This window comes from Duganella kummerowiae (genome assembly GCF_053572355.1).
This window is the reverse complement of sequence record NZ_JBKFEH010000004.1, coordinates 73641-92913: the sequence shown is the minus strand read 5'-3', so window position 1 is coordinate 92913 and position 19273 is coordinate 73641. Positions and strand designations below refer to the sequence as shown.

General features: G+C 65.9%; 12 protein-coding genes. 10 read left to right on the top strand and 2 right to left on the bottom strand.

Features of this window, described 5'->3' with window-relative positions; all coding sequences use genetic code 11:
* The first annotated feature begins 114 nt into the window (after positions 1-114).
* Positions 115-978: a class A beta-lactamase gene (gene bla, locus ACLB1G_RS03780; protein WP_491625852.1), complete on the top strand. Its 864-nt coding sequence runs from the start codon at positions 115-117 to the stop codon at positions 976-978.
* A gap of 12 nt (positions 979-990) precedes the next feature.
* Here bla and ACLB1G_RS03775 read toward each other — a convergent pair whose 3' ends face one another.
* Positions 991-1611 carry a 4'-phosphopantetheinyl transferase family protein gene (locus ACLB1G_RS03775; RefSeq protein WP_491625851.1) on the bottom strand — a complete coding sequence of 207 codons (621 nt, stop codon included), beginning with the start codon at positions 1609-1611 and terminating at the stop codon, positions 991-993.
* The gene (locus ACLB1G_RS03770) at positions 1608-5657 is read right to left on the bottom strand and encodes a Pls/PosA family non-ribosomal peptide synthetase (RefSeq protein WP_491625850.1); all 4050 of its coding nucleotides are present in this window, start codon (positions 5655-5657) and stop codon (positions 1608-1610) included. Before ACLB1G_RS03770 ends, ACLB1G_RS03775 begins: the two co-directional genes overlap by 4 nt.
* Before the next feature lie 160 nt (positions 5658-5817).
* Between ACLB1G_RS03770 and ACLB1G_RS03765 the strand changes: the two genes are divergently transcribed.
* The 9 genes from ACLB1G_RS03765 to ACLB1G_RS03725 all read left to right on the top strand — a co-directional run bounded on the left by ACLB1G_RS03765 (position 5818) and on the right by ACLB1G_RS03725 (position 19181).
* Positions 5818-7317 carry an AMP nucleosidase gene (locus tag ACLB1G_RS03765; RefSeq protein WP_491625849.1) on the top strand — a complete coding sequence of 500 codons (1500 nt, stop codon included), beginning with the start codon at positions 5818-5820 and terminating at the stop codon, positions 7315-7317.
* 259 nt (positions 7318-7576) lie between these two features.
* The gene (locus ACLB1G_RS03760; protein WP_491625848.1) at positions 7577-10183 is read left to right on the top strand and encodes a TonB-dependent receptor; all 2607 of its coding nucleotides are present in this window, start codon (positions 7577-7579) and stop codon (positions 10181-10183) included.
* A 70-nt stretch (positions 10184-10253) separates the two neighbouring features.
* A complete protein-coding gene (locus ACLB1G_RS03755) occupies positions 10254-11606 on the top strand; it encodes an MFS transporter (RefSeq protein WP_491625847.1) in 1353 nt (450 codons plus the stop codon).
* A gap of 18 nt (positions 11607-11624) precedes the next feature.
* Complete coding sequence (locus ACLB1G_RS03750; RefSeq protein ID WP_491625846.1) at positions 11625-12572, top strand: glycoside hydrolase family 43 protein; 948 nt, start codon at positions 11625-11627, stop codon at positions 12570-12572.
* Positions 12573-12740: 168 nt separating this feature from the next.
* Complete coding sequence (locus tag ACLB1G_RS03745; protein WP_491625845.1) at positions 12741-13802, top strand: aldose epimerase family protein; 1062 nt, start codon at positions 12741-12743, stop codon at positions 13800-13802.
* Between the two features lie 127 nt (positions 13803-13929).
* The gene (locus ACLB1G_RS03740) at positions 13930-15669 is read left to right on the top strand and encodes an IlvD/Edd family dehydratase (protein WP_491625844.1); all 1740 of its coding nucleotides are present in this window, start codon (positions 13930-13932) and stop codon (positions 15667-15669) included.
* A gap of 27 nt (positions 15670-15696) precedes the next feature.
* Positions 15697-16689: an AraD1 family protein gene (gene araD1 / locus ACLB1G_RS03735; RefSeq protein WP_491625843.1), complete on the top strand. Its 993-nt coding sequence runs from the start codon at positions 15697-15699 to the stop codon at positions 16687-16689.
* Positions 16686-18257 carry an aldehyde dehydrogenase (NADP(+)) gene (locus tag ACLB1G_RS03730; RefSeq protein ID WP_491625842.1) on the top strand — a complete coding sequence of 524 codons (1572 nt, stop codon included), beginning with the start codon at positions 16686-16688 and terminating at the stop codon, positions 18255-18257. Before araD1 ends, ACLB1G_RS03730 begins: the two co-directional genes overlap by 4 nt.
* 153 nt (positions 18258-18410) lie before the next feature.
* Entirely contained in the window at positions 18411-19181 is a 771-nt protein-coding gene (locus ACLB1G_RS03725) for an SDR family NAD(P)-dependent oxidoreductase (RefSeq protein ID WP_491625841.1), read from the top strand.
* Positions 19182-19273: the final 92 nt, after the last annotated feature.

The following is a 19273-nucleotide window of genomic DNA, read 5'->3' as shown; positions in this document are numbered from 1 at the left end:
AGGACGTGCGGCGCCGGCGGCGCGCCCGCCTGGCCTGGTTGCTGTCGCCATTCCTTTTCTTTGCATAAATTGACTGCTAAAATGGCAATGTTTTCTCATGTAAAGATTTCGATAATGAATCATTTTCACACCCGCCGTGCCTTGTTGCTGGCGCTGGCCGCCGCTCCCTTCGCCCGCGCCGTGGAAGCCGACGCACCTGTCGCGCAGTTTGCTGCGCTGGAGGAAGCGTGCGGCGGGTGGCTGGGCGTGGCGGCGCTGAACACGGCGGACGGTACGCGCCTGCTGCACCGCGCGGATGAGAATTTCCCCGTCTGCAGCACCTTCAAGATGATGCTGGCGGCCAAGGTCCTGCAGCGCAGCGCTCTCGACACCAGCCTGCTGGCGCGCCGCATCCGCTACGGCCAGGGCGAACTGGTGAACTGGTCGCCCGTGACCGAGCAGCATGTGGGCGAAGGCATGACCGTGGCGGAACTGTGCCGCGCCGCCCTGCAGCGCAGCGACAACAGCGCCGCCAACCTGCTGATGAAAATGGTGGGCGGCCCATCCGCCGTGACGGCCTATGCCCGCTCCATCGGCGACAGCGCGTTCCGCCTGGACCGCTGGGAAACCGAGCTCAATTCCGCCATCCCCGGCGACCTGCGCGACACCACCACGCCGCAAGCGATGATGGCCTCGGTCCACAGGCTGCTGGTGGAAAACGCGCTGGGCGACGCGCAGCGCGAGCAGCTGAAAGGCTGGATGCTGGGCAACCTGACCGGCGACGAGCGCATCCGCGCTGGCGTGCCGGCTGGCTGGCAGGTAGCGGACAAGACCGGCACCGGCGACTATGGCACGGTCAACGACGTCGGCGTGATCTGGCCACCGGGCCGCGCGCCCATCGTGGTGGCGATTTACCTGACCCATCCGGTACGCGCGCGCGAGCCGCGCAGCGACGTGATCGCCGCCGCCACCCGCATCGTTGCCACCGCCTTTGCCTGAATAGCGGGGGTTTTACAGGCGGCGTTGGGCGGGCAGGACCAAGCTGCCGGCCAGGCCGGGGTCCAGGCGCAGCGTGCGCAGTTCCAGCGGGGCGGACGGCGCGGCGGCGCCGGCGTCCCATTCGGCCAGCTGGCGGCCCAGGCATTTGAGGCGCGCTTCGTTGGCGGTCCAGGCCTGGGCGTAGGTCTGCATGCGGCGCTCCGGCGGGCAGGCCAGCAGTTCCTGCTCCATCTCGGGGCCCAGATAGTCGCGCGCCACGCGATGCCAGTCGGGGCTGTCCTGCACTTTCATCAGGTCCACGCCCACCGGGCCGTACAGGTTGACCGCCGCCAGCGACAAGCCCGCTTCGTGGGTGAACGAGCAGCCGGGCGCCGGCGGCACGTCGCGCGTGCTCAGTATCAGGATGCGCGGCGGCTCGCCCGGCGTGGACTGTATCTTGACGCTGCTGGACGCGATGCCCAGCAGGCTGCCCAGCACCTCACGCACCGCTTCGCGCACCAGCAGGCGCGCGCGGTCGCGCCGGGTGTGGCCGTCGGTGCGCACGGCAATCACGAACACGCCGCGCTGCGGCGCCGGCAGCATGCCCGGCCACGGCCACACCACCAGCTCGCCGGACGGTTGCAAGCGGCTCATGCGCGCTCCGGCGCGGCAGGCAGGCCGCTCCAGCGTCCGCCGCCGGGGATGTGCTCGCCCTTCATCACCAGCGTCAGCGGCCCCAGGCGCGCATTGTCGCCCACCCTGGCGCTGTACAGCACCGCGCTGCGCGGCCCGAGGTAGACCCGGCTGCCGATCACCACGTGGTCTATCTTCATCACGCGGTCCTCGAACAAATGGGTTTGCGGGCAGGCGAGGGCGTTCAACTCGCTGTGCTCGCCCACGTGCACGCAGTCGAATTCCGTGATGTCGGTGGTGTCCAGGTAGACGCCCTTGCCGATGCGGGCGCCTAGCAGGTTGAAGGCCAGCGGCAGCCACGGCGTGCCGCGCAGATAGCGCATGAAGTTGGGCACGGCGATGCCTTCGTACAGATTGGTCACCGCCTCGGACAGCCACACGAACGGCGTCCACATCGGCTCCGATTGCTTCTTGTAGCGCCCGATCAGCAGCCATTTCAGCGCCGCCACGAAGAAGAAATTGCCGACCCCGTACACCAGCCCGGCCAGCGTCAGGGTGGACACCACATAGCCCCAGCGCCCGGCGCCGGCGGCCGGCATCACGTCCAGCACCAGCGTGTAGCCGACCGCGATCACCAGCGCGTGCGGCGCGACGATGCGGAACCCCTCTACCAGCCCGCGGCCGATGCGCCGCAGCGGCGAGGGCCGGAAGGTCAGCGACTCCGGATAGCCGCTGGTCTGCTCGCGCGCCGGCAGGTTGATGGGCGGGGAGCCCAGCCAGGTGTCGCCCTGTTTCATGTGGGCGTTGTCCGGCGCCCGCGAGTGCACGCCGATCAGCACGTGCTCGGGCAGCACGGTGCCGTCCGGTATGTAGGCGCCGTTGCCGACGAAGCTGCGGTGCGACACCACGGTGGGCTGCATGGTCATCCAGCCGCCGTCGATTTCCTCGTCGCCCAGCATGACGGCGTCGGCAATGAAGGTTTCGTCGCCCAGGGTCAGCATGTCGGGCACCACGCCCAGCGCGGTGGAGATTTCGGCGTCACGGCCCACCTTGGCGCCCAGCAGCCGGTACCAGAACGGCGCGTACACGGTGGCGTAGATGCCGTGCAGGACATTCAGGCTCGATTCCTGGATCTGGCTGACCAGCCACTTGGCGCAATAGGTATTGCTGTGCACGGCAAAGCGGCCCGGCTGCAGGCGGGGCAGGGCGCTCCAGCGTATCCCGGCCGACACCAGGGCGGTCAGCACGATCAGCACCGCGCTGGCCGGGAAAGCCAGCAGGAAGTAGCGCAGCAGCTGCACTTTGGCGCTGTCGCCCTGCACCCAGGGCAGCCAGCCCGCTTCGTCGAACCAGTCGATCAGCACGAAGCTGGGGAACACCGGCATGAAGAACAGGGTGACCACGCCCAGGATGCCCAGCACGAAGAACAGGGCCTCGGCCGCACGCCGTCCATGGCCCACCACGGGGCGCGGCGGCAGCGCATGCGGATCGAAGGCGCCGGCGTCGCGCGCGGGCGAGCCGCTCCACACCCGGCCCGGCGGCACGCTGGCGCCGTCGCGCAGAGCCGACTGGCCTTCCAGGTGGCCGGCCGCGCCGATATGGGTATTGCCTTCCAAAATCGCGTAGGAACTGACCCAGGCGTCGCGCTCCAGCACGATGCGGCCCAGCCGCAAACGGCCGCGCTCGACGCGGGCGTTCTCGAAGTTGGCGGCGTTGCCTATGCTGGCGTAGTCGCCTATCTCCAGCAGGTCGGGCGCGCGCAAGGTCATGGAGCCGATCACCACGTCATGGCCGACTTTGGCGCCCAGCGCCCGCAGCCACCAGTTGTTGAGCGAGGAGCCGGACAGCAGATAGGCCGGCGCCGCTTCCACCAGCCGGTCGGCCAGCCACCAGCGGTAGTAGGTGAGGCCCCACAGCGGGTAGTCGCCCGCCTGCAGGCGTCCGGCGATCAGCCATTTGCCGGCAATGGCGATGCCGAATTCGGCCAGCGTCGCCAGCAGGAACACGCCCACCGAGGCGGCAATGGCGCGCGCCACCGAGTCGCCCGGGTCGCCGGTGAAGAAGTGGTAAGTGAAGAAGGGCGCCAGCCACTGCGCCATGCGCAGCCCGACCAGCACCGGCATGGCGGCCGCCTGGGCCGCGCCGCAAGTCCAGCGTTTCCAGGCCGGCGGCGGCGTCCACTGGTCTTCCGGCGCCGCTTGTACCGCGCCTTCATCCATGGCCAGCGCGATCTTGCCGACCTGGCGCTGCTGGTAGATGTCGCGCACCGTGACGTGGGTGTAGCGGGCATCGGCGCGCAGGGCCGAGGCCAGGCGCGCGGCAAAGAAGGAATGCCCGCCCAGGTCGGAGAAAAAGTCGGCCTGGCGCAGGATGGGCTGGCCCGGGAACAGCGTGGCCAGGGCGGCAAACAGCACTTCCTCGGCCGGCGTTTCGGGCAGGTCGGAATCGGCCGCGCTGCCGGGCGGCGGGGCGCCCAGCGGCAGGGCCTTGAGGGCCTTGCGGTCTATCTTGCCCGAGGTCAGGCGCGGCATGGCGGACATCATCTCGTAGCGGCCCGGGACCATGTAGGGCGGCAGCTTCTCAGCCAGGGCGTGGCGCAGGGCGCGCGGGTCCAGTTCCCCGCCGCCTTCCGCCACCAGGTAGGCCACCAGCTGGTCGATGCCGTCATCCTTGCGCAGCAGGACCGCCACCGTGCCCACGCCGGGCTGCTGCGCCAGCAGGGCTTCGATCTCGCCCAGTTCCACGCGGAAGCCGCGTATCTTGACCTGGTCGTCGGCGCGGCCCAGGCACACCACCTCGCCATCGGCCCCGATGCGCGCCAGGTCGCCGGTGCGGTACAGGCGCGCGTCGTGCGGGCCGGACGACCAGGGATTGGGCAGGAATTTTTCCGCCGTCAGGTCGGGCCGGCCCAGGTAGCCTGCCGCCAGGCCTGGACCGGTGATGCACAGCTCGCCGACTTCGCCGCGCGGCAGCAGCGTCATGCGGGCCGGCGCGCCGTCCGAGGGCGCGGCGTAGCTGGCCACGTCGATCACCAGCAGGCCGTAGTTGGGCAGCGGCGTGCCGATGGTGATGGGCACGCCCGGCTTCAGGCGCGCCAGGCTGGCCGACACCGTGGCCTCGGTGGGACCGTAGGTGTTGAACATCCGGCGCCCGGCATGGGACCAGCGCTCGACCACGGATTCCGGACACATCTCGCCGCCCAGGTTGATGATGCGCAGGGTAGGCACGTCCTGCGCGAACAGGGCCAGCAGGGTGGGCACGGCGTGCAGCACCGTGACGTGGTTGTCGGCCAGCGCGCGCGGCAGCGCCTCCGGGTCGCCCGTGATGTCCTTGGGCCCCAGCCACAGGGTGGCGCCGACCAGGTAGGAAATCCAGATTTCCTCGAACGACATGTCGAAGGCCACCGAGAAGCCCTGGTACACCTTGTCCAAGGCCTGCACGCCCAGCACCTCGTTTTCGCTGCGCAGGAAGTGGCAGATGCTGCGCTGCGAGATCAAGATGCCTTTCGGCTTGCCGGTCGAGCCGGAGGTGTAGATCACGTAGGCCGGCTGGTCCGGGGATACCGGGCCGCGCACGGCCAGGACCTCGTCCGGCGCCGGTTCGGCCAGCAGGGTGTCGGCGGTCCACACGGCGCAGTCCAGGCCGTCCAGTCGCGGCGCCATGGCGGCGCTGGTCAGCACGCCGGCCGCGCTGGCGTCCTCCAGGCAGACCTGCAGGCGCTCGACCGGGGTGTCCTCGTCCACCGGCAGCCAGGCCGCGCCGGCCTTGGCGATCCCGGCCTGCAGCACCAGCTGGTCTATGCCGCGCTGCAGCCACAGGCCGACGATACGGCCCGGCCCGACACCGGCGGCGATCAGGCGCGCCGCCACCAGGGCGGCCTGGCGGTCCAGTTCCGCGTAGCTCAGGGTGCGGTCGCCCGACACCAGGGCCGGATGGTCCGGAGTACGGCGCGCCGTGGCCTCCAGCAGGTCGGCCAGGATTTCTTCGCGCAGCAGATCGGCACGCGGCGCGCCAAACAGGATGTCGTCCCGGGTGGCCGCAGGTAGCGGCAAGGCTAGTTCAGTCATGTGGTGCTTTTTTTATATTGAAACCGTCTCCGCCCCTGCATCAGGGGTGGCTTGCCATTGTACGGCACGCTCACCGCGCACCATAGGGACAAAGTGTATCAACCCATTAACGTTTCCAGCCCGTACAATACATTACGGACACACACTGTGAAGGAACCGTATGCTACCGAACCGCCCATTCATCGCCCCCGCGCGCTTTGACGATCCGCTGGCCGCCTACCGGCAGGTGCGCGCCATCTACGATGCCAACATAGCCCACCTGCGCGACGCCATGCGCCGCTTCGTGGCCGGGGAGGACATTGGCGAGCACGTGCGCGCCTGCTATCCCTTCGTGCGGGTGCATACCGACACCGTGGCGCGCGCCGATTCGCGCCTGTCGTTCGGCTTCGTGGCCGGCCCCGGCACCTATGAGACCACGCTGACCCGGCCCGATTTGTTCGAGCGCTACTACATCCAGCAATTCAAGCTGCTGCTGAAAAACCACGGCAGCCACCACGTGCAGCTGGAAGTGGGCACCAGCGCCCAGCCCATCCCCATCCATTTCTCGTTTGGCGAAAACGAGCATATCGAAGGCAATATGGACGCCGCCCGGCGCCTGCTGATGCGCGACGTGTTCGACCTGCCCAACCTGGCCGCCATGGACGACGGCATCCCCAACGGCACCCACGAGCCGCCGCCGGGCGAGGCCCAGCCGCTGGCCCTGTTCACGGCTCCGCGCGTGGACTATTCGCTGCAGCGCCTGCGCCACTACACGGGCACCTCCTGCGAGCACTTCCAGAAGTTCGTGCTGTTCACCAACTACCAGTTCTACATGGATGAATTCATCAAGCTGGGGCATGAGCTGATGGCCAAACCGGCGCAGTCGGACGACGATTACATCGCCTTCATCGAGCCGGGCAACATCGTCACGCGCCGGGTGGGGCAGACGGTGCAGGCCGGCGACGAGCTGGGGGCGGCCCTGCCGCGTTTGCCGCAGATGCCGGCCTACCACCTGGTGCGCAAGGATGGCGCCGGCATCTCCATGGTCAATATCGGGGTCGGCCCGGCCAACGCCAAGACCATCACCGACCATGTGGCCGTGCTGCGCCCGCACGCCTGGCTGATGCTGGGCCACTGCGCCGGCCTGCGCAACACCCAGCAGCTGGGCGACTACGTGCTGGCGCACGGCTATGTGCGCGAAGACCACGTGCTGGACGAGGATTTGCCGCTGTGGGTGCCTATCCCGCCGCTGGCCGAGGTGCAGGTGGCCATCGAGGCGGCCGTGGCCGAGGTGACCCAGCTGACCGGCCACGACCTCAAGCAGGTGATGCGTACCGGCACCGTGGCCAGCACGGACAACCGCAACTGGGAATTGCTGCCGCAGCGCACACCGGAACGCCGCTTCAGCCAGAGCCGCGCCATCGCGCTGGACATGGAAAGCGCCACCATCGCCGCCAACGGCTTCCGTTTCCGCGTGCCCTACGGTACCTTGTTGTGTGTAAGCGACAAGCCCATGCACGGCGAGATCAAGCTGCCCGGCATGGCCAACCAGTTCTACCGCGACCGCGTGGACCAGCACCTGCGCATCGGCATACGGGCGGTGGAAAAGCTGCGCGCCCTGGGGGTGGACCGCCTGCACAGCCGAAAATTGCGCAGCTTCACGGAAGTGGCCTTCCAATAACCGTAGGAAAACGATTGATAACCAACAGGACAGGGCTGCCGTCGCGTTGTGTTACAGCGCGACGGTAGCGCTGTCAGCTTGTCGTATCACTTAAATAAAAAATATTTCCTCACGTGGCGATATATTTTTCGGTATCGAAAACCGGAAAAAATTGATTAGTTTATTTGGTCTCCAGCCCCTAAGATCAGCTCCGAGATAGCTGCAATGTTGTCGTAACGCCCCCCGAGTACGCTCGACAAAACTATAAGTCTGGAGACCCATGAAACATCATGCATCCGGGACCACCATGTCCCTGGCGAAGCCTCGCCTCGTCCTGAAATCTTCCGTCGCTACCCTGGCCGCCGCCGGCCTGCTCACCAGTTTCTCCGTGTGGGCGCAGGAAGCAGCCGCCGTCAACGACAGCAATACCGTGGTCGTGACCGGCGTGCGCAAGGCGGCCCAGAGCTCGCAGAAGCTCAAGCAAGACGCCGACAGCATCGTGGACGTCATCGTCGCCGATGATATCGGCAAGTTCCCGGATACCAACGTGGCCGAATCCGTGGCCCGCATCACCGGCATCCAGGTTCGCCGCGACGGCGGCGAAGCCAACTCGGTGCTGATACGCGGCCTGCCCGGCATTGCCACCCTGCTGAACGGCCGCGAGCTGTTCACCACCACCGGCCGCTACATCCAACTGGCCGATGTGCCTTCCACCATGCTGCAAAGCGTGGCGGTGCACAAGGCCCAGGAAGCCAACATCCCCGAGGGCGGCATCGCCGGCGCCATCGACGTGCAAACCTGGCGTCCTTTCGACTTCAAGGGCTTCAACGCCACCGTCAACACCGGCGCCACCTACAAGTCGCAGTCGGAAAAGACCGATCCGACCCTGAACGCCATGGTGTCCAACCGCTGGAAGACCGACATCGGCGAAATCGGCGCCCTGTTCGGCGTGTCCTACGTGCGCAGCCACTACTCGGAAGAGCGGGTGTTCAACACCAAGCCCATCGACAAGAGCTGGCTGCTGCCCAAGCTGACCGGTCCCGACCTGCTGGGCCTGGAAAACATCAAGGGCGACCGCCGCCGCACGGCCGCCAACTACGCGCTGCAGTGGAAGCCCAACAAGGATGTGGAACTGTACGCCGAAGGCCTGGCCTCCCACTACCTGAACAACTTCGAGACCGACTTCTTCGTGGCCCTGCCATGGTGGGGCGACGGCGCCCTGATGTCGGCCACCAAGATACCCGGCACCGACCAGCTGCAGCAGCTGACCTCGCACAACGTCAACACCATTTCGTCGACCCAGGCCAACCGCGCCAGCAACGTGACCCAGCAGCACGCCATCGGCGGCAAGTGGAACGCCGCGCCCGGCCTGCGCCTGAGCAGCGAGATCGCCCGCACCCTGTCCACGTACGACTGGCAAAACCCCATCCTGGACACCCTGGCAAACGTGCCCAACGCCACCGTCAACACCAGCATAGGCGGTTCCGCCTACGTGAACTACGGCGGCATGGACATGAACAGCGCCAACAACTACAAGCTGTACCAGTTGTTCGACCGCTATGGCCGCGACCATGGCGCATCGACCGACTGGCGCGCCGACGGCAGTTACACGCCATCGAGCGACGGCCTGGTGCAAAACATCGACTTCGGCGTGCGCGCCGCCAAGCGCACCGCGGAATCGATCAAGTCCTTCGAAGGGTCGGTGCCCTCGGTCAGCAGCGCCGCCGCGGCTACCCTGCCGGGCATGACTTGCGTGTCCGAGATGCAGAACAACTGGGGCCTGACCTCCTGGTACACCCCGTGCGCCAGCTACCTGATACAGAACACGGCCGACGTGCGCAAGGCCGTCACCGGCAGCAGCAACGCCAAGGCGCTGGACCCGGGATCGTTCTTCGCCGACGAGGAAAAGAACTACGCCCTGTACGGCAAGGTGCACCTGGGCTGGGAAACGGCCGGCTACCCGTTCGACGGCGTGATCGGCATGCGCGCCACCAAGACCGACGCCGACCTGCTGGGCAATTCGCTGGTGGGCAGCAGCTATGTGGCCACCCGCAAGAGCAGCAGCAACACCGACTATCTGCCCAGCGCCAACTTCAAGGTCAAGCTGCGCGACGACGTGATCGGCCGGGTCTCGCTGTACAAGACCCTGACCCGTCCCGACTTCTCGCAGCTCAATCCAGGCACCGCCTACGTCAATTCGGGCGTGACCGTGCAGGCCACGGCCTCGGGCGGCAATCCTGACCTGAAACCGGTCACGGCGCAAAACTTCGACGCCTCGCTGGAGTGGTACATGTCCTCCACCGGCATGGCCAGCGTGGCCCTGTTCCGCCATGACTTCAAGGGCTACATCCAGTCGCGCGTGGCCAAGGAAACCTTCCAGGGCATCAGCTACGACACCACCCGTCCGTACAACACGGACGACGGCTACCTGCAAGGCGCCGAACTGGCCTATCGCACCTTCTTCGACAAGCTGCCGGGCTGGCTGGGCGGTTTCGGCGTGGAAGCCAATACCACCTTCACCGTGGGCCGCACCACCACCAACGGCGTCGACAGCACCTTCCCGGGCATGTCGAAATGGTCCTACAATCTGGTCGCGCTGTACGAGAAGTATGGTTTCTCGGGCCGCCTGGCGTACAACTGGCGTTCCAAGTTCACCCAGGTGTACAACGACACCGGCGATGGCAAGGACCTGATCGCCGGCGCCATGTCCTCGCTCGATGGTTCGCTGAGCTACAAGATCAACGAGAACACCTCGGTCACGATCAACGGCACCAACCTGCTGGACTTCAAGTACAAGGATTACTGGACCAACAACCCGTCGCTGTACCCGCGCGACACCCGCAAGTATGACCGTACCGTGGGCCTGTTCCTGAACTGGAAGCTGTAAGCGTTAGCAATGACACGGCCGCGTCCCCTGCATCCCGCGGGGGCGCGGCCTCGCACCTTGAGGGAATACGATGTCGTATCAAAAACTGCCGGTAATCGAGAAGATAGGCTTCGGCGCCGGCGACATGGCGCTGAACGTGGTGATCTCGTCCATGATGTTGATGATCACCTTCTTCTACACCGATGTGTATGGCCTGGCCACCACCGACCTGGCCCTGCTGTTCGTGCTGGTGAAGGTGATAGGCGCCGCCAGCGACCTGGTGATGGGCCAGGTCACCGACCGCGTCATGACGCGCTGGGGCCGTTATCGTCCGTGGCTGCTGTTCCTGGCCGTGCCCTATGGCCTCAGCGTCTACTTCGTATTTTCCACCCCGGACTGGGGCTACAGCGCCAAGCTGGTGTGGGCGTATTCGACCTACATCATCATGACGGTGATGACCTCGGGCGTCGGCGTATCCTATATTTCCCTGCCCAGCACCCTGTCCAACGACCCGCTGCAAGTGCTGTCGGCCAATGGCTACCGCCTGTTCCTGGCCAAGGTTGGCGCCTTCATGGTGACCGTGGTGGTGCCGGTGCTGTCCGAGCGCTGGGGCGGCGGCAATGCGGCAGTAGGCTACCAGGCCGCCATGGGCCTGATGGCCGCCATGGGCATCGCCCTGTTCCTGTTCTGCTTCTTCACGACCAAAGAGCGGGTGGTGCACAAGGTGCAGCGCCAGTCGCTGACGGCCCAGATCAAGGTGCTGATGCAGAACGACCAGTGGCTGATCCTGTGCGCCGTGTGCGTGGTCGGCACCATAGGCTATGTGATACGCGGCTCGGTCGCCATCTACTACGCCAAGTACTTCCTCGGTGCGAATACCGAAACCGTGTCGGCTTTCCTGTCGACCGGGGTGGCGGCCGCCATCCTGTCCATGGTGGCGTCCACCTGGATCACCAAGTTCTATTGCAAGGTCAAGCTGTTCCGCTGGACCCAGATCGGCGTCGGGCTGATCAGCGCCGCCATGTATTTCCTGGTCAAGCCGGGTGATACCGCCCTGGCCTTCGTGCTGTACTTCCTGCTGTCCTTCGTGGTGGACCTGCATGCCCCCGTGTTCTGGTCGGCCATTGCCGAGGCCATCGACTACGGTACCGTCAAGACCGGCAAGCGCGTGTCCGGCTTCGCCTTTGGCGGCATTTCCGTGTGCCAGAAGGCTGGCATGGGCATCGCCGGCGCCCTGGTGGGCGTGCTGCTGACTTATTTCCAGTACCAGCCGAATCACGAGCAAACGGCGTTCGCCCTGCACGGCATCGTGCTGATGCTGACGCTGATTCCCGGTTTCTTCCATACCGTCATGGGCCTGCTGATGTTCAAGTACCGTCTCAACAACGAGTACTACGGCGAGGTCAAGGCGAAGATGGGAGCCCAGACTTATGTGGCAGTCTAACTTTTGGAAATCGAAGCAATGGACCAAGTATTGAAACCCCTGATCGAGCAGCGCGCCGATCCCCATATCTACCGCCACACGGACGGCTATTACTACTTCACGGCCTCGGTGCCGCAGTACGACCGCATCGAACTGCGGCGCGCGAAAACCACCGCCGGCCTGGTCGACGCGGAAAAAACCGACGTCTGGTTCAAGCCCGACAGCGGCGCCTGGAGCGAACTGGTGTGGGCGCCCGAGCTGCACTACAACGAAGGCGCCTGGTATGTGTATTTCGCCGCCGCGCCCAGCCGCGAGATCAAGGACAAGCTGTTCCAGCACCGCATGTACGCCATCCGTAACACCAATGCCAACCCCCTGGAAGGCGAGTGGGAGTTCATGGGCCAGATCGATACCGGCATCGACACCTTCTGCCTGGACGCCACCACCTTCACCCACAACGGCCAGCTGTACTACGTGTGGGCGCAGAAGGATGTGGCCATCGAGGGCAATTCCAATCTCTACATCGCACCCATGAAAACCCCTTGGCAGCTGGGCGGCAAGCCTGTCATGCTGAGCAAGCCGGAGTTCGACTGGGAGATACGCGGCTTCTGGGTCAACGAAGGCCCGTCCGTGCTCAAGCGCAACGGCAAGATCTTCATCAGCTACTCGGCCAGCGCCACCGACGCCAATTACGCCATGGGCCTGCTGTGGGCCGATGACAACGCCGACCTGCTGGACCCGGCCTCGTGGACCAAGGCCACCGAGCCGGTGCTGCAAACCTGCTTCGAGCACGGCGTGTATGGCCCCGGCCACAACAGTTTCACGGTGGACGAGGATGGCGAGTCCGTGCTGCTGGTGTACCATGCGCGTACCTACACCGAGATCGAAGGCGATCCGCTGTGGAATCCGGACCGCCACACCTACGTGAAACCGTTGAAGTGGGACGCCGACGGCATGCCCGTGTTCGGGCGGCCATCCGTGGCCTAGAAACCCGGCATGGACACCCCGGCGGGTGCGGCCTGTTTCGGCCTGAGGCCGTAGAGCCCTCGCCGCCGCGCAGGCGGCAGTCCAAGCCGGGCATGCGTCGCCGATCAGCCCACGGCTGACCCGGACCCCTGCGGTCCGCGTCGGCCGTCCATCATTTAGAGAGTACATATGCAGCACACCATCACTGCCTCCCCCTTCGGCCAGCTGCCCGACGGCCGTACCGCCCAGCTGTACACCCTGACCAACGCCAACGGCATCGTCGCCAGGATCAGCAACTACGGCGGCGTCATCACCGAACTGCACGTCCCGGACCGCAACGGCGCCCTGGCGGACATCGTGCACGGCTTCGATACCCTGGAACCCTACACCGGCGACTCGGAATACTTCGGCGCCCTGGTAGGCCGCTCCGGCAACCGCATCGCCAACGGCCGCTACGAGCTCGATGGCAAGACCGTGCAGCTGAGCGTCAACAATGGCCCCAACCACCTGCACGGCGGTGCGGTGGGCTTCAACCTCGCCCTGTGGGACGCCGAGATTTTTGAAACCCCCACCTCGGTGGTGCTGGTGCTGCGCCACCTGAGCCCGGACGGCGACCAGGGCTATCCCGGCAACCTGCAAGCCACTGTCATCTACGAACTGCGCAACGATAACGAATTGCGTATCGCTTACAACGCCACCACCGACCAGGCCACCCCCGTCAACCTGACCAACCACAGTTATTTCAACCTGGCAGGGCAGGGCGACATCCTTGCCCATGAGTTGACCATCTACGCCGACCGCTACACCCCGGTGGACGCCACCCTGATCCCCACCGGCGAGCTGGCCCCCGTGGCCGGCACCCCGTTCGATTTCACCACGCCGCACACCATAGGCGAGCGCATCGCCGCCGATGACGAGCAATTGCGCCACGGCTTGGGTTACGACCACAACTTCGTGCTCAACAAATCGGCCCCGCGCGCCATGGAGGCGGCCTGCCGCTTTGCCGATCCGGTATCGGGCCGTGTCATGGAGGTGTGGACCCAGGAACCCGGCCTGCAGTTCTACAGCGGCAACTTCCTCGATGGCCGTCTGACGGGAAAAGGGCGCAATTACGGTTATCGCAGCGGCATTTGCGTGGAACCCCAGCACTTCCCCGACGCGCCCAACCAGCCCGGTTTCCCGTCCACCATCCTGCGCCCCGGCCAGGAATACGATACCGTGATGGCTTACCGCTTCTCCACCACGGCTTGATATCCAATTCGATATCAATATCGTTTAAGAATTTATTGGAAAGATATCTCAGTACATTTTAGTATCCCGATATCGATGCGGAGGCCGACAACTAGCCGCTGCACAAGGACAATCTGAGGAGAAGTGCATGTCTGAGAAGAAAAAAGTGGCCCTGCGTTCGGCGCAATGGTTCGGTACGCAGGACAAGAACGGCTTCATGTATCGCAGCTGGATGAAAAACCAGGGCATCCCGGACCACGAATTCCAGGGCAAGCCCATCATCGGCATCTGCAATACCTGGTCCGAACTGACGCCATGCAACGCGCATTTCCGCAAACTCGCCGAGCACGTCAAGCGCGGCATCCTGGAGGCGGGCGGCTTCCCGGTGGAATTCCCGGTATTCTCCAACGGCGAATCCAACCTGCGCCCGACCGCCATGCTTACCCGTAACCTGGCTTCCATGGACGTGGAAGAATCCATACGCGGCAACCCCATGGACGCCGTGGTGCTGCTGGTCGGCTGCGACAAGACCACCCCGGCCCTGCTGATGGGCGCCGCCTCGGTGGACATCCCCACCATCGTGGTCACCGGCGGCCCCATGCTGAACGGTAAGCTGAACGGCAAGACCATAGGCTCCGGCACCGCCGTCTGGCAGCTGCACGAGCAGGTCAAGGCCGGCGAGATCACCATGCACGAATTCATGGGCGCCGAAGCGGGCCACTCGCGCTCGGCCGGCACCTGCAACACCATGGGCACTGCCTCCACCATGGCCTGCATGGCCGAAGCCCTGGGCACCTCGCTGCCGCACAATGCCGCCATTCCGGCCGTCGATGCGCGCCGCTACGTGCTGGCCCATATGTCCGGCATCCGCATCGTCGAGATGGTGTGGGAAGACCTCAAGCTGTCCAAGGTGCTCAAGCGCGAGAACTTCGAGAACGCCATCCGCGTCAACGCCGCCATCGGCGGCTCCACCAATGCCGTGATCCACCTGAAGGCCATTGCCGGCCGCATCGGCGTGGACCTGGAGCTGGAAGACTGGACCAAAATCGGCCGCGGCACCCCGACCATCGTCGACCTGATGCCCTCGGGCCGCTTCCTGATGGAGGAGTTCTACTACGCCGGCGGCCTGCCGGCCACCATCCGCCGCCTGGGCGAGGGCAATCTGCTGCCGCACCCGGACGCGCTGACCGTGAACGGCAAGAGCATCTGGCAGAACTGCGTGGACGCGCCCATCTACGACGACGAATGCATACGCACCCTGGACAACCCGCTGATCAAGGATGGCGGCATCTGCATCCTGCGCGGCAACCTGGCGCCGCGCGGCGCCGTGCTGAAACCCTCGGCCGCCACCCCGGCCCTGATGCAGCACCGCGGCCGCGCCGTGGTGTTCGAGAACTTCGAGGAATACAAGGCCCGCATCGTCGATCCGAATCTGGAAGTGGACGAGAACTCCATCCTGGTGATGAAGAACTGCGGTCCCAAGGGCTATCCCGGCATGGCCGAGGTGGGCAACATGGGCCTGCCGCCCAAGCTGCTGGCCAAGGGCGTCAAGGACATGGTGCGCATTTCGGACGCGCGCATGAGCGGCACCGCCTACGGCACCGTGGTGCTGCACGTGGCGCCGGAAGCCATGGCCGGCGGCCCGCTGGGCATCGTGAAAGAGGGCGACTGGATCACCCTGGACTGCGCAGGCGGCAAGCTGAATCTGGAAGTGTCGGACGAGGAAATCGCCGCGCGCCAGGAAGAGCGCGCGAAAAACCAGCCCGCGACGCCCACCACCGGCTACCAGGGCCTGTACATCAGCCACGTGCTGCAGGCCGATGAGGGCTGCGATTTCGACTTCCTGGTCGGCAGCCGCGGTTCGGCAGTGCCCAAGCATTCCCACTAAAACCAGCACGCCCACGGAGACTTCCCCATGCTACTGATACAATTCAAGAACGAACAAGGCGTACGCCAGGTCGGCATCCTGGAAAACACCACCATCAAGATCCTGAGCGGCTACCACAGCACCTACGAGCTGGCCTGGTCCGCCATCCGCCAGAAGACCGGCCTGGCCGAACTGGCGCAAGCCGCTGTCGGCAGCGCCACCGCCGACTACAACGCCGTGCTGGAAGCGGGCCGCATCCTGCCGCCGCTGGACCACCAGGACCCGGCCCACTGCTACGTCACCGGCACCGGCCTGACCCACCTGGGCAGCGCCGACACGCGCGACTCCATGCACAAGAAAATCGGCGGCGACGTCGAAGCCCTGAGCGACTCGATGAAGATGTTCCGCCTGGGCGTGGAGGGCGGCAAGCCGGCCGATGGCGGCGTGGGCGTGCAGCCCGAGTGGTTCTACAAGGGCGACGGTTCCATCGTGGTCGGCAGCGGCCAGCCCCTGGCCATGCCGGACTTCTCGCTGGATGGCGGCGAGGAGCCGGAAGTGGCAGGCCTGTACATCATCGGCGACGACAACCAGCCTTACCGCGTCGGCTTCGCGGTCGGCAACGAGTTCTCCGACCACGTCACCGAGCGCAAGAACTACCTCTACCTGGCGCATTCCAAGCTGCGCGCCTGCAGCTTCGGCCCGGCCCTGCGCGTGGGCGAGGCCCCGGACAGCATCGAAGGCACTTCGCGCATCTACGACAAGGAAGGCAAGGTACGCTGGGAGAAACCGTTCTTCAGCGGCGAACAGAATATGTCGCACACCATCGCCAACCTGGAACACCACCACTTCAAGTACCCGCTGTTCAAGCGTCCCGGCGACGTGCATGTGCACTTCTTCGGCACCGCCACCCTGAGCGTGGCCGACAACATCGTGGTGCAGCCCGGTGAAACCTTCGAGATCGACGCGCCGCAATTCGGTCCGGCCCTGCGCAACCCGCTGGCCGTGTTCAAGACCGAAACAGCGAAAGTGAAAGTGCTATGAGCCAGATCAGCGGCGACGCCCTGATAGGCGGCGCTGGCGTCAAGGGCAAGGGCGCTGCGATGCGCGCCTGGAATCCGGCCACCTGCCAGCACCTGGAGCCGGAATTCTATGGCGTCGACAACGGGCAGATAGACCAGGCCTGCCGCCTGGCCGAACAAGCCTTTGATACCTTCCGTTCCATCAGCGACGAGCAGCGCGCCGTGTTCCTGGAGACCGTGGCGGAGCAAATCCTGGCCCTGGGCGAGGAACTGGTGGAACGCGTCATGGCCGAAACCGGCCTGCCGCGCCCGCGCATCGAAGGCGAGCGCGGACGCACCGTGGGCCAGCTCAAGCTGTTCGCCAGCCTGCTGCGCGAAGGCTCCTGGAACGACGTGCGCATCGATGCCGCCCTGCCCGAGCGCACCCCGCCGCGTCCCGACATCCGCATGCGCATGATAGGCCTCGGTCCGGTGGCCGTGTTCGCGGCCTCCAACTTCCCGCTGGCCTTTTCGGTGGCGGGCGGAGACACCGCCTCGGCCTTCGCGGCCGGCTGCCCGGTGGTGCTGCGCGGCCATTCGGCCCACCCCGGCACCTCCGAGCTGGTGGGACGCGCCATCGTCAAGGCCGTCGAACTGTGCGGCCTGCCGGCCGGCGTGTTCTCTCTGCTGACCGGGGCCGGCAACGCCATCGGCCAGGCCTTGGTGGCGCATCCGGCCATCAAGGCGGTCGGCTTCACCGGCTCGCGCGCCGGCGGCCTGGCCCTGATGGGCGTGGCGGCCGCGCGTGCGGTGCCGATTCCCGTCTATGCCGAGATGAGCAGCATCAATCCCGTGTTCCTGCTGCCGGCAGCGCTGGCGGCGCGCGGCGCCGAGATCGCGTCCGGCTTTGCCGCCTCGCTGACCCTGGGCGTGGGCCAGATGTGCACCAACCCCGGCCTGGTGATCGGCCTGGCCGGCCCCGAGCTGGAGCGCTTTGCCGCCGGCGCGGCTAATCCGCTGGCGCAGGGCGCGGCCGGCACCATGCTGTCGCCCGGTATCGCCAGCGCCTTCCAGCGCGGCGTGTCGGCCCTGGCCGGCCACGAGGACGTGCAGACCCTGGCGCTGGCGCCGCAGGAGGAGGGCAAGGGCGCACCGGCGCTGTTCACCACCTCGGCGGCGTCCTTCCTCAGGCAGCATGAGCTGGGCGAGGAAGTGTTCGGCCCGGCCTCGCTGGTGATCTCCTGCCAGGACGTGGAAGAATTGCTGAAAGTGGCGGAAAGCCTGGAAGGCCAGCTGACCGCCACCCTGCAACTGGACGACGCCGATATGGCCCTGGCGCGCCAGCTGCTGCCGGTATTGGAGCGCAAGGTAGGCCGCATCCTGGCCAACGGCTTCCCCACCGGCGTGGAAGTGTGCAGCGCCATGGTGCACGGCGGCCCGTTCCCGTCCACCTCGGACGGCCGCAGCACCTCGGTCGGCACCGGCGCGATACAGCGCTTCCTGCGTCCGGTCTCGTACCAGAACCTGCCGCAGGCGCTGCTGCCCGAAGTGCTGAAGGACGGCGGCTCGGCCACCTGGCTGCGCCGCGAAGGCGAACTGACCCGCGCCTGACACGGGGCGCAAAACCGTCACTCCCGCGAGAGCGGGAGTCCATGCTGGGCGTGGGGCCTGCGGCAGGCACGCCGCAGGCCTGCCGGCTCAGCATAGGCTGCCGCTTGCGCGGCAGCGACGAGATAACAATACCGATAAAATCCGGAGACAGGTATGACCCAATTGGCCACATTCGCCAGCCTGCGCGGCAAGCGCGTGTTCATCACCGGCGGCGGCACCGGCATCGGCGAAGCGATGGTGATTTCCTTCGCGGAACAGGGCGCCAAGGTCGCCTTTGTCGACATCGCCCGCGACGCCAGCCTGGCCCTGGTGCGCCGCGTGACGGAAGCCGGCTATCCGGCCCCGCTGTTCCGCCTATGCGACATCACCGACATCCCCGTGCTGCAGCAGACCATGGCCGCCATGGCGGTGGAGGCGGGCGGCGATTTCGACATCCTGGTCAACAACGCCGCCAACGACCAGCGCCACCAGACCGAGGAAGTCACGCCCGAGTACTGGGACGAGCGCATCGCCATCAACCAGCGCCCCATGTTCTTCACCTGCCAGGCGGTCTACCCCGGCATGAAAAAGAAGGGTGCCGGTTCCATCATCAATGTCGGATCGATTTCATGGCACGTCAAGAACGCGGGCTACCCGGTGTACGCCACGTCCAAGGCAGCCGTGCACGGCCTGACGCGCGGCCTGGCGCGCGAATTCGGCGCCCACGGCATCCGCGTCAACACGGTCACGCCGGGCTGGGTCATGACCCAGCGCCAGATCGACCTGTGGCTGGACGAAGCCGGTGAAGACGAGATCAAGCGCAACCAATGCCTGCCCGACAAGCTGATGCCGCAGCACGTGGCGTCCATGGTGCTGTTCCTGGCGGCCGACGACGGCGCCATGTGCACGGCCCAGGAATTCATCGTCGACGCCGGCTGGGTGTAAGACCTTCCGCAGTACCTCTGATCGTTCCCGCGTGATACGCCTTTGGAGCAAGGCGGCGGGGACGAATAACCCTAAAAAATGGCGAGGACAAG

What these genes read in the sequence shown, in the direction of transcription:
- ACLB1G_RS03745 (WP_491625845.1), top strand. Translation starts at nt 12,741, where the DNA reads ATGCAGCACACCATCACTGCCTCCCCCTTCGGCCAGCTGCCCGACGGC.
- ACLB1G_RS03770 (WP_491625850.1), bottom strand. Translation starts at nt 5,657, where the DNA reads ATGACTGAACTAGCCTTGCCGCTACCTGCGGCCACCCGGGACGACATC.
- ACLB1G_RS03755 (WP_491625847.1), top strand. Translation starts at nt 10,254, where the DNA reads ATGTCGTATCAAAAACTGCCGGTAATCGAGAAGATAGGCTTCGGCGCC.
- araD1 (WP_491625843.1), top strand. Translation starts at nt 15,697, where the DNA reads ATGCTACTGATACAATTCAAGAACGAACAAGGCGTACGCCAGGTCGGC.
- ACLB1G_RS03760 (WP_491625848.1), top strand. Translation starts at nt 7,577, where the DNA reads ATGAAACATCATGCATCCGGGACCACCATGTCCCTGGCGAAGCCTCGC.
- ACLB1G_RS03740 (WP_491625844.1), top strand. Translation starts at nt 13,930, where the DNA reads ATGTCTGAGAAGAAAAAAGTGGCCCTGCGTTCGGCGCAATGGTTCGGT.
- bla (WP_491625852.1), top strand. Translation starts at nt 115, where the DNA reads ATGAATCATTTTCACACCCGCCGTGCCTTGTTGCTGGCGCTGGCCGCC.
- ACLB1G_RS03750 (WP_491625846.1), top strand. Translation starts at nt 11,625, where the DNA reads ATGGACCAAGTATTGAAACCCCTGATCGAGCAGCGCGCCGATCCCCAT.
- ACLB1G_RS03765 (WP_491625849.1), top strand. Translation starts at nt 5,818, where the DNA reads ATGCTACCGAACCGCCCATTCATCGCCCCCGCGCGCTTTGACGATCCG.
- ACLB1G_RS03725 (WP_491625841.1), top strand. Translation starts at nt 18,411, where the DNA reads ATGACCCAATTGGCCACATTCGCCAGCCTGCGCGGCAAGCGCGTGTTC.
- ACLB1G_RS03775 (WP_491625851.1), bottom strand. Translation starts at nt 1,611, where the DNA reads ATGAGCCGCTTGCAACCGTCCGGCGAGCTGGTGGTGTGGCCGTGGCCG.
- ACLB1G_RS03730 (WP_491625842.1), top strand. Translation starts at nt 16,686, where the DNA reads ATGAGCCAGATCAGCGGCGACGCCCTGATAGGCGGCGCTGGCGTCAAG.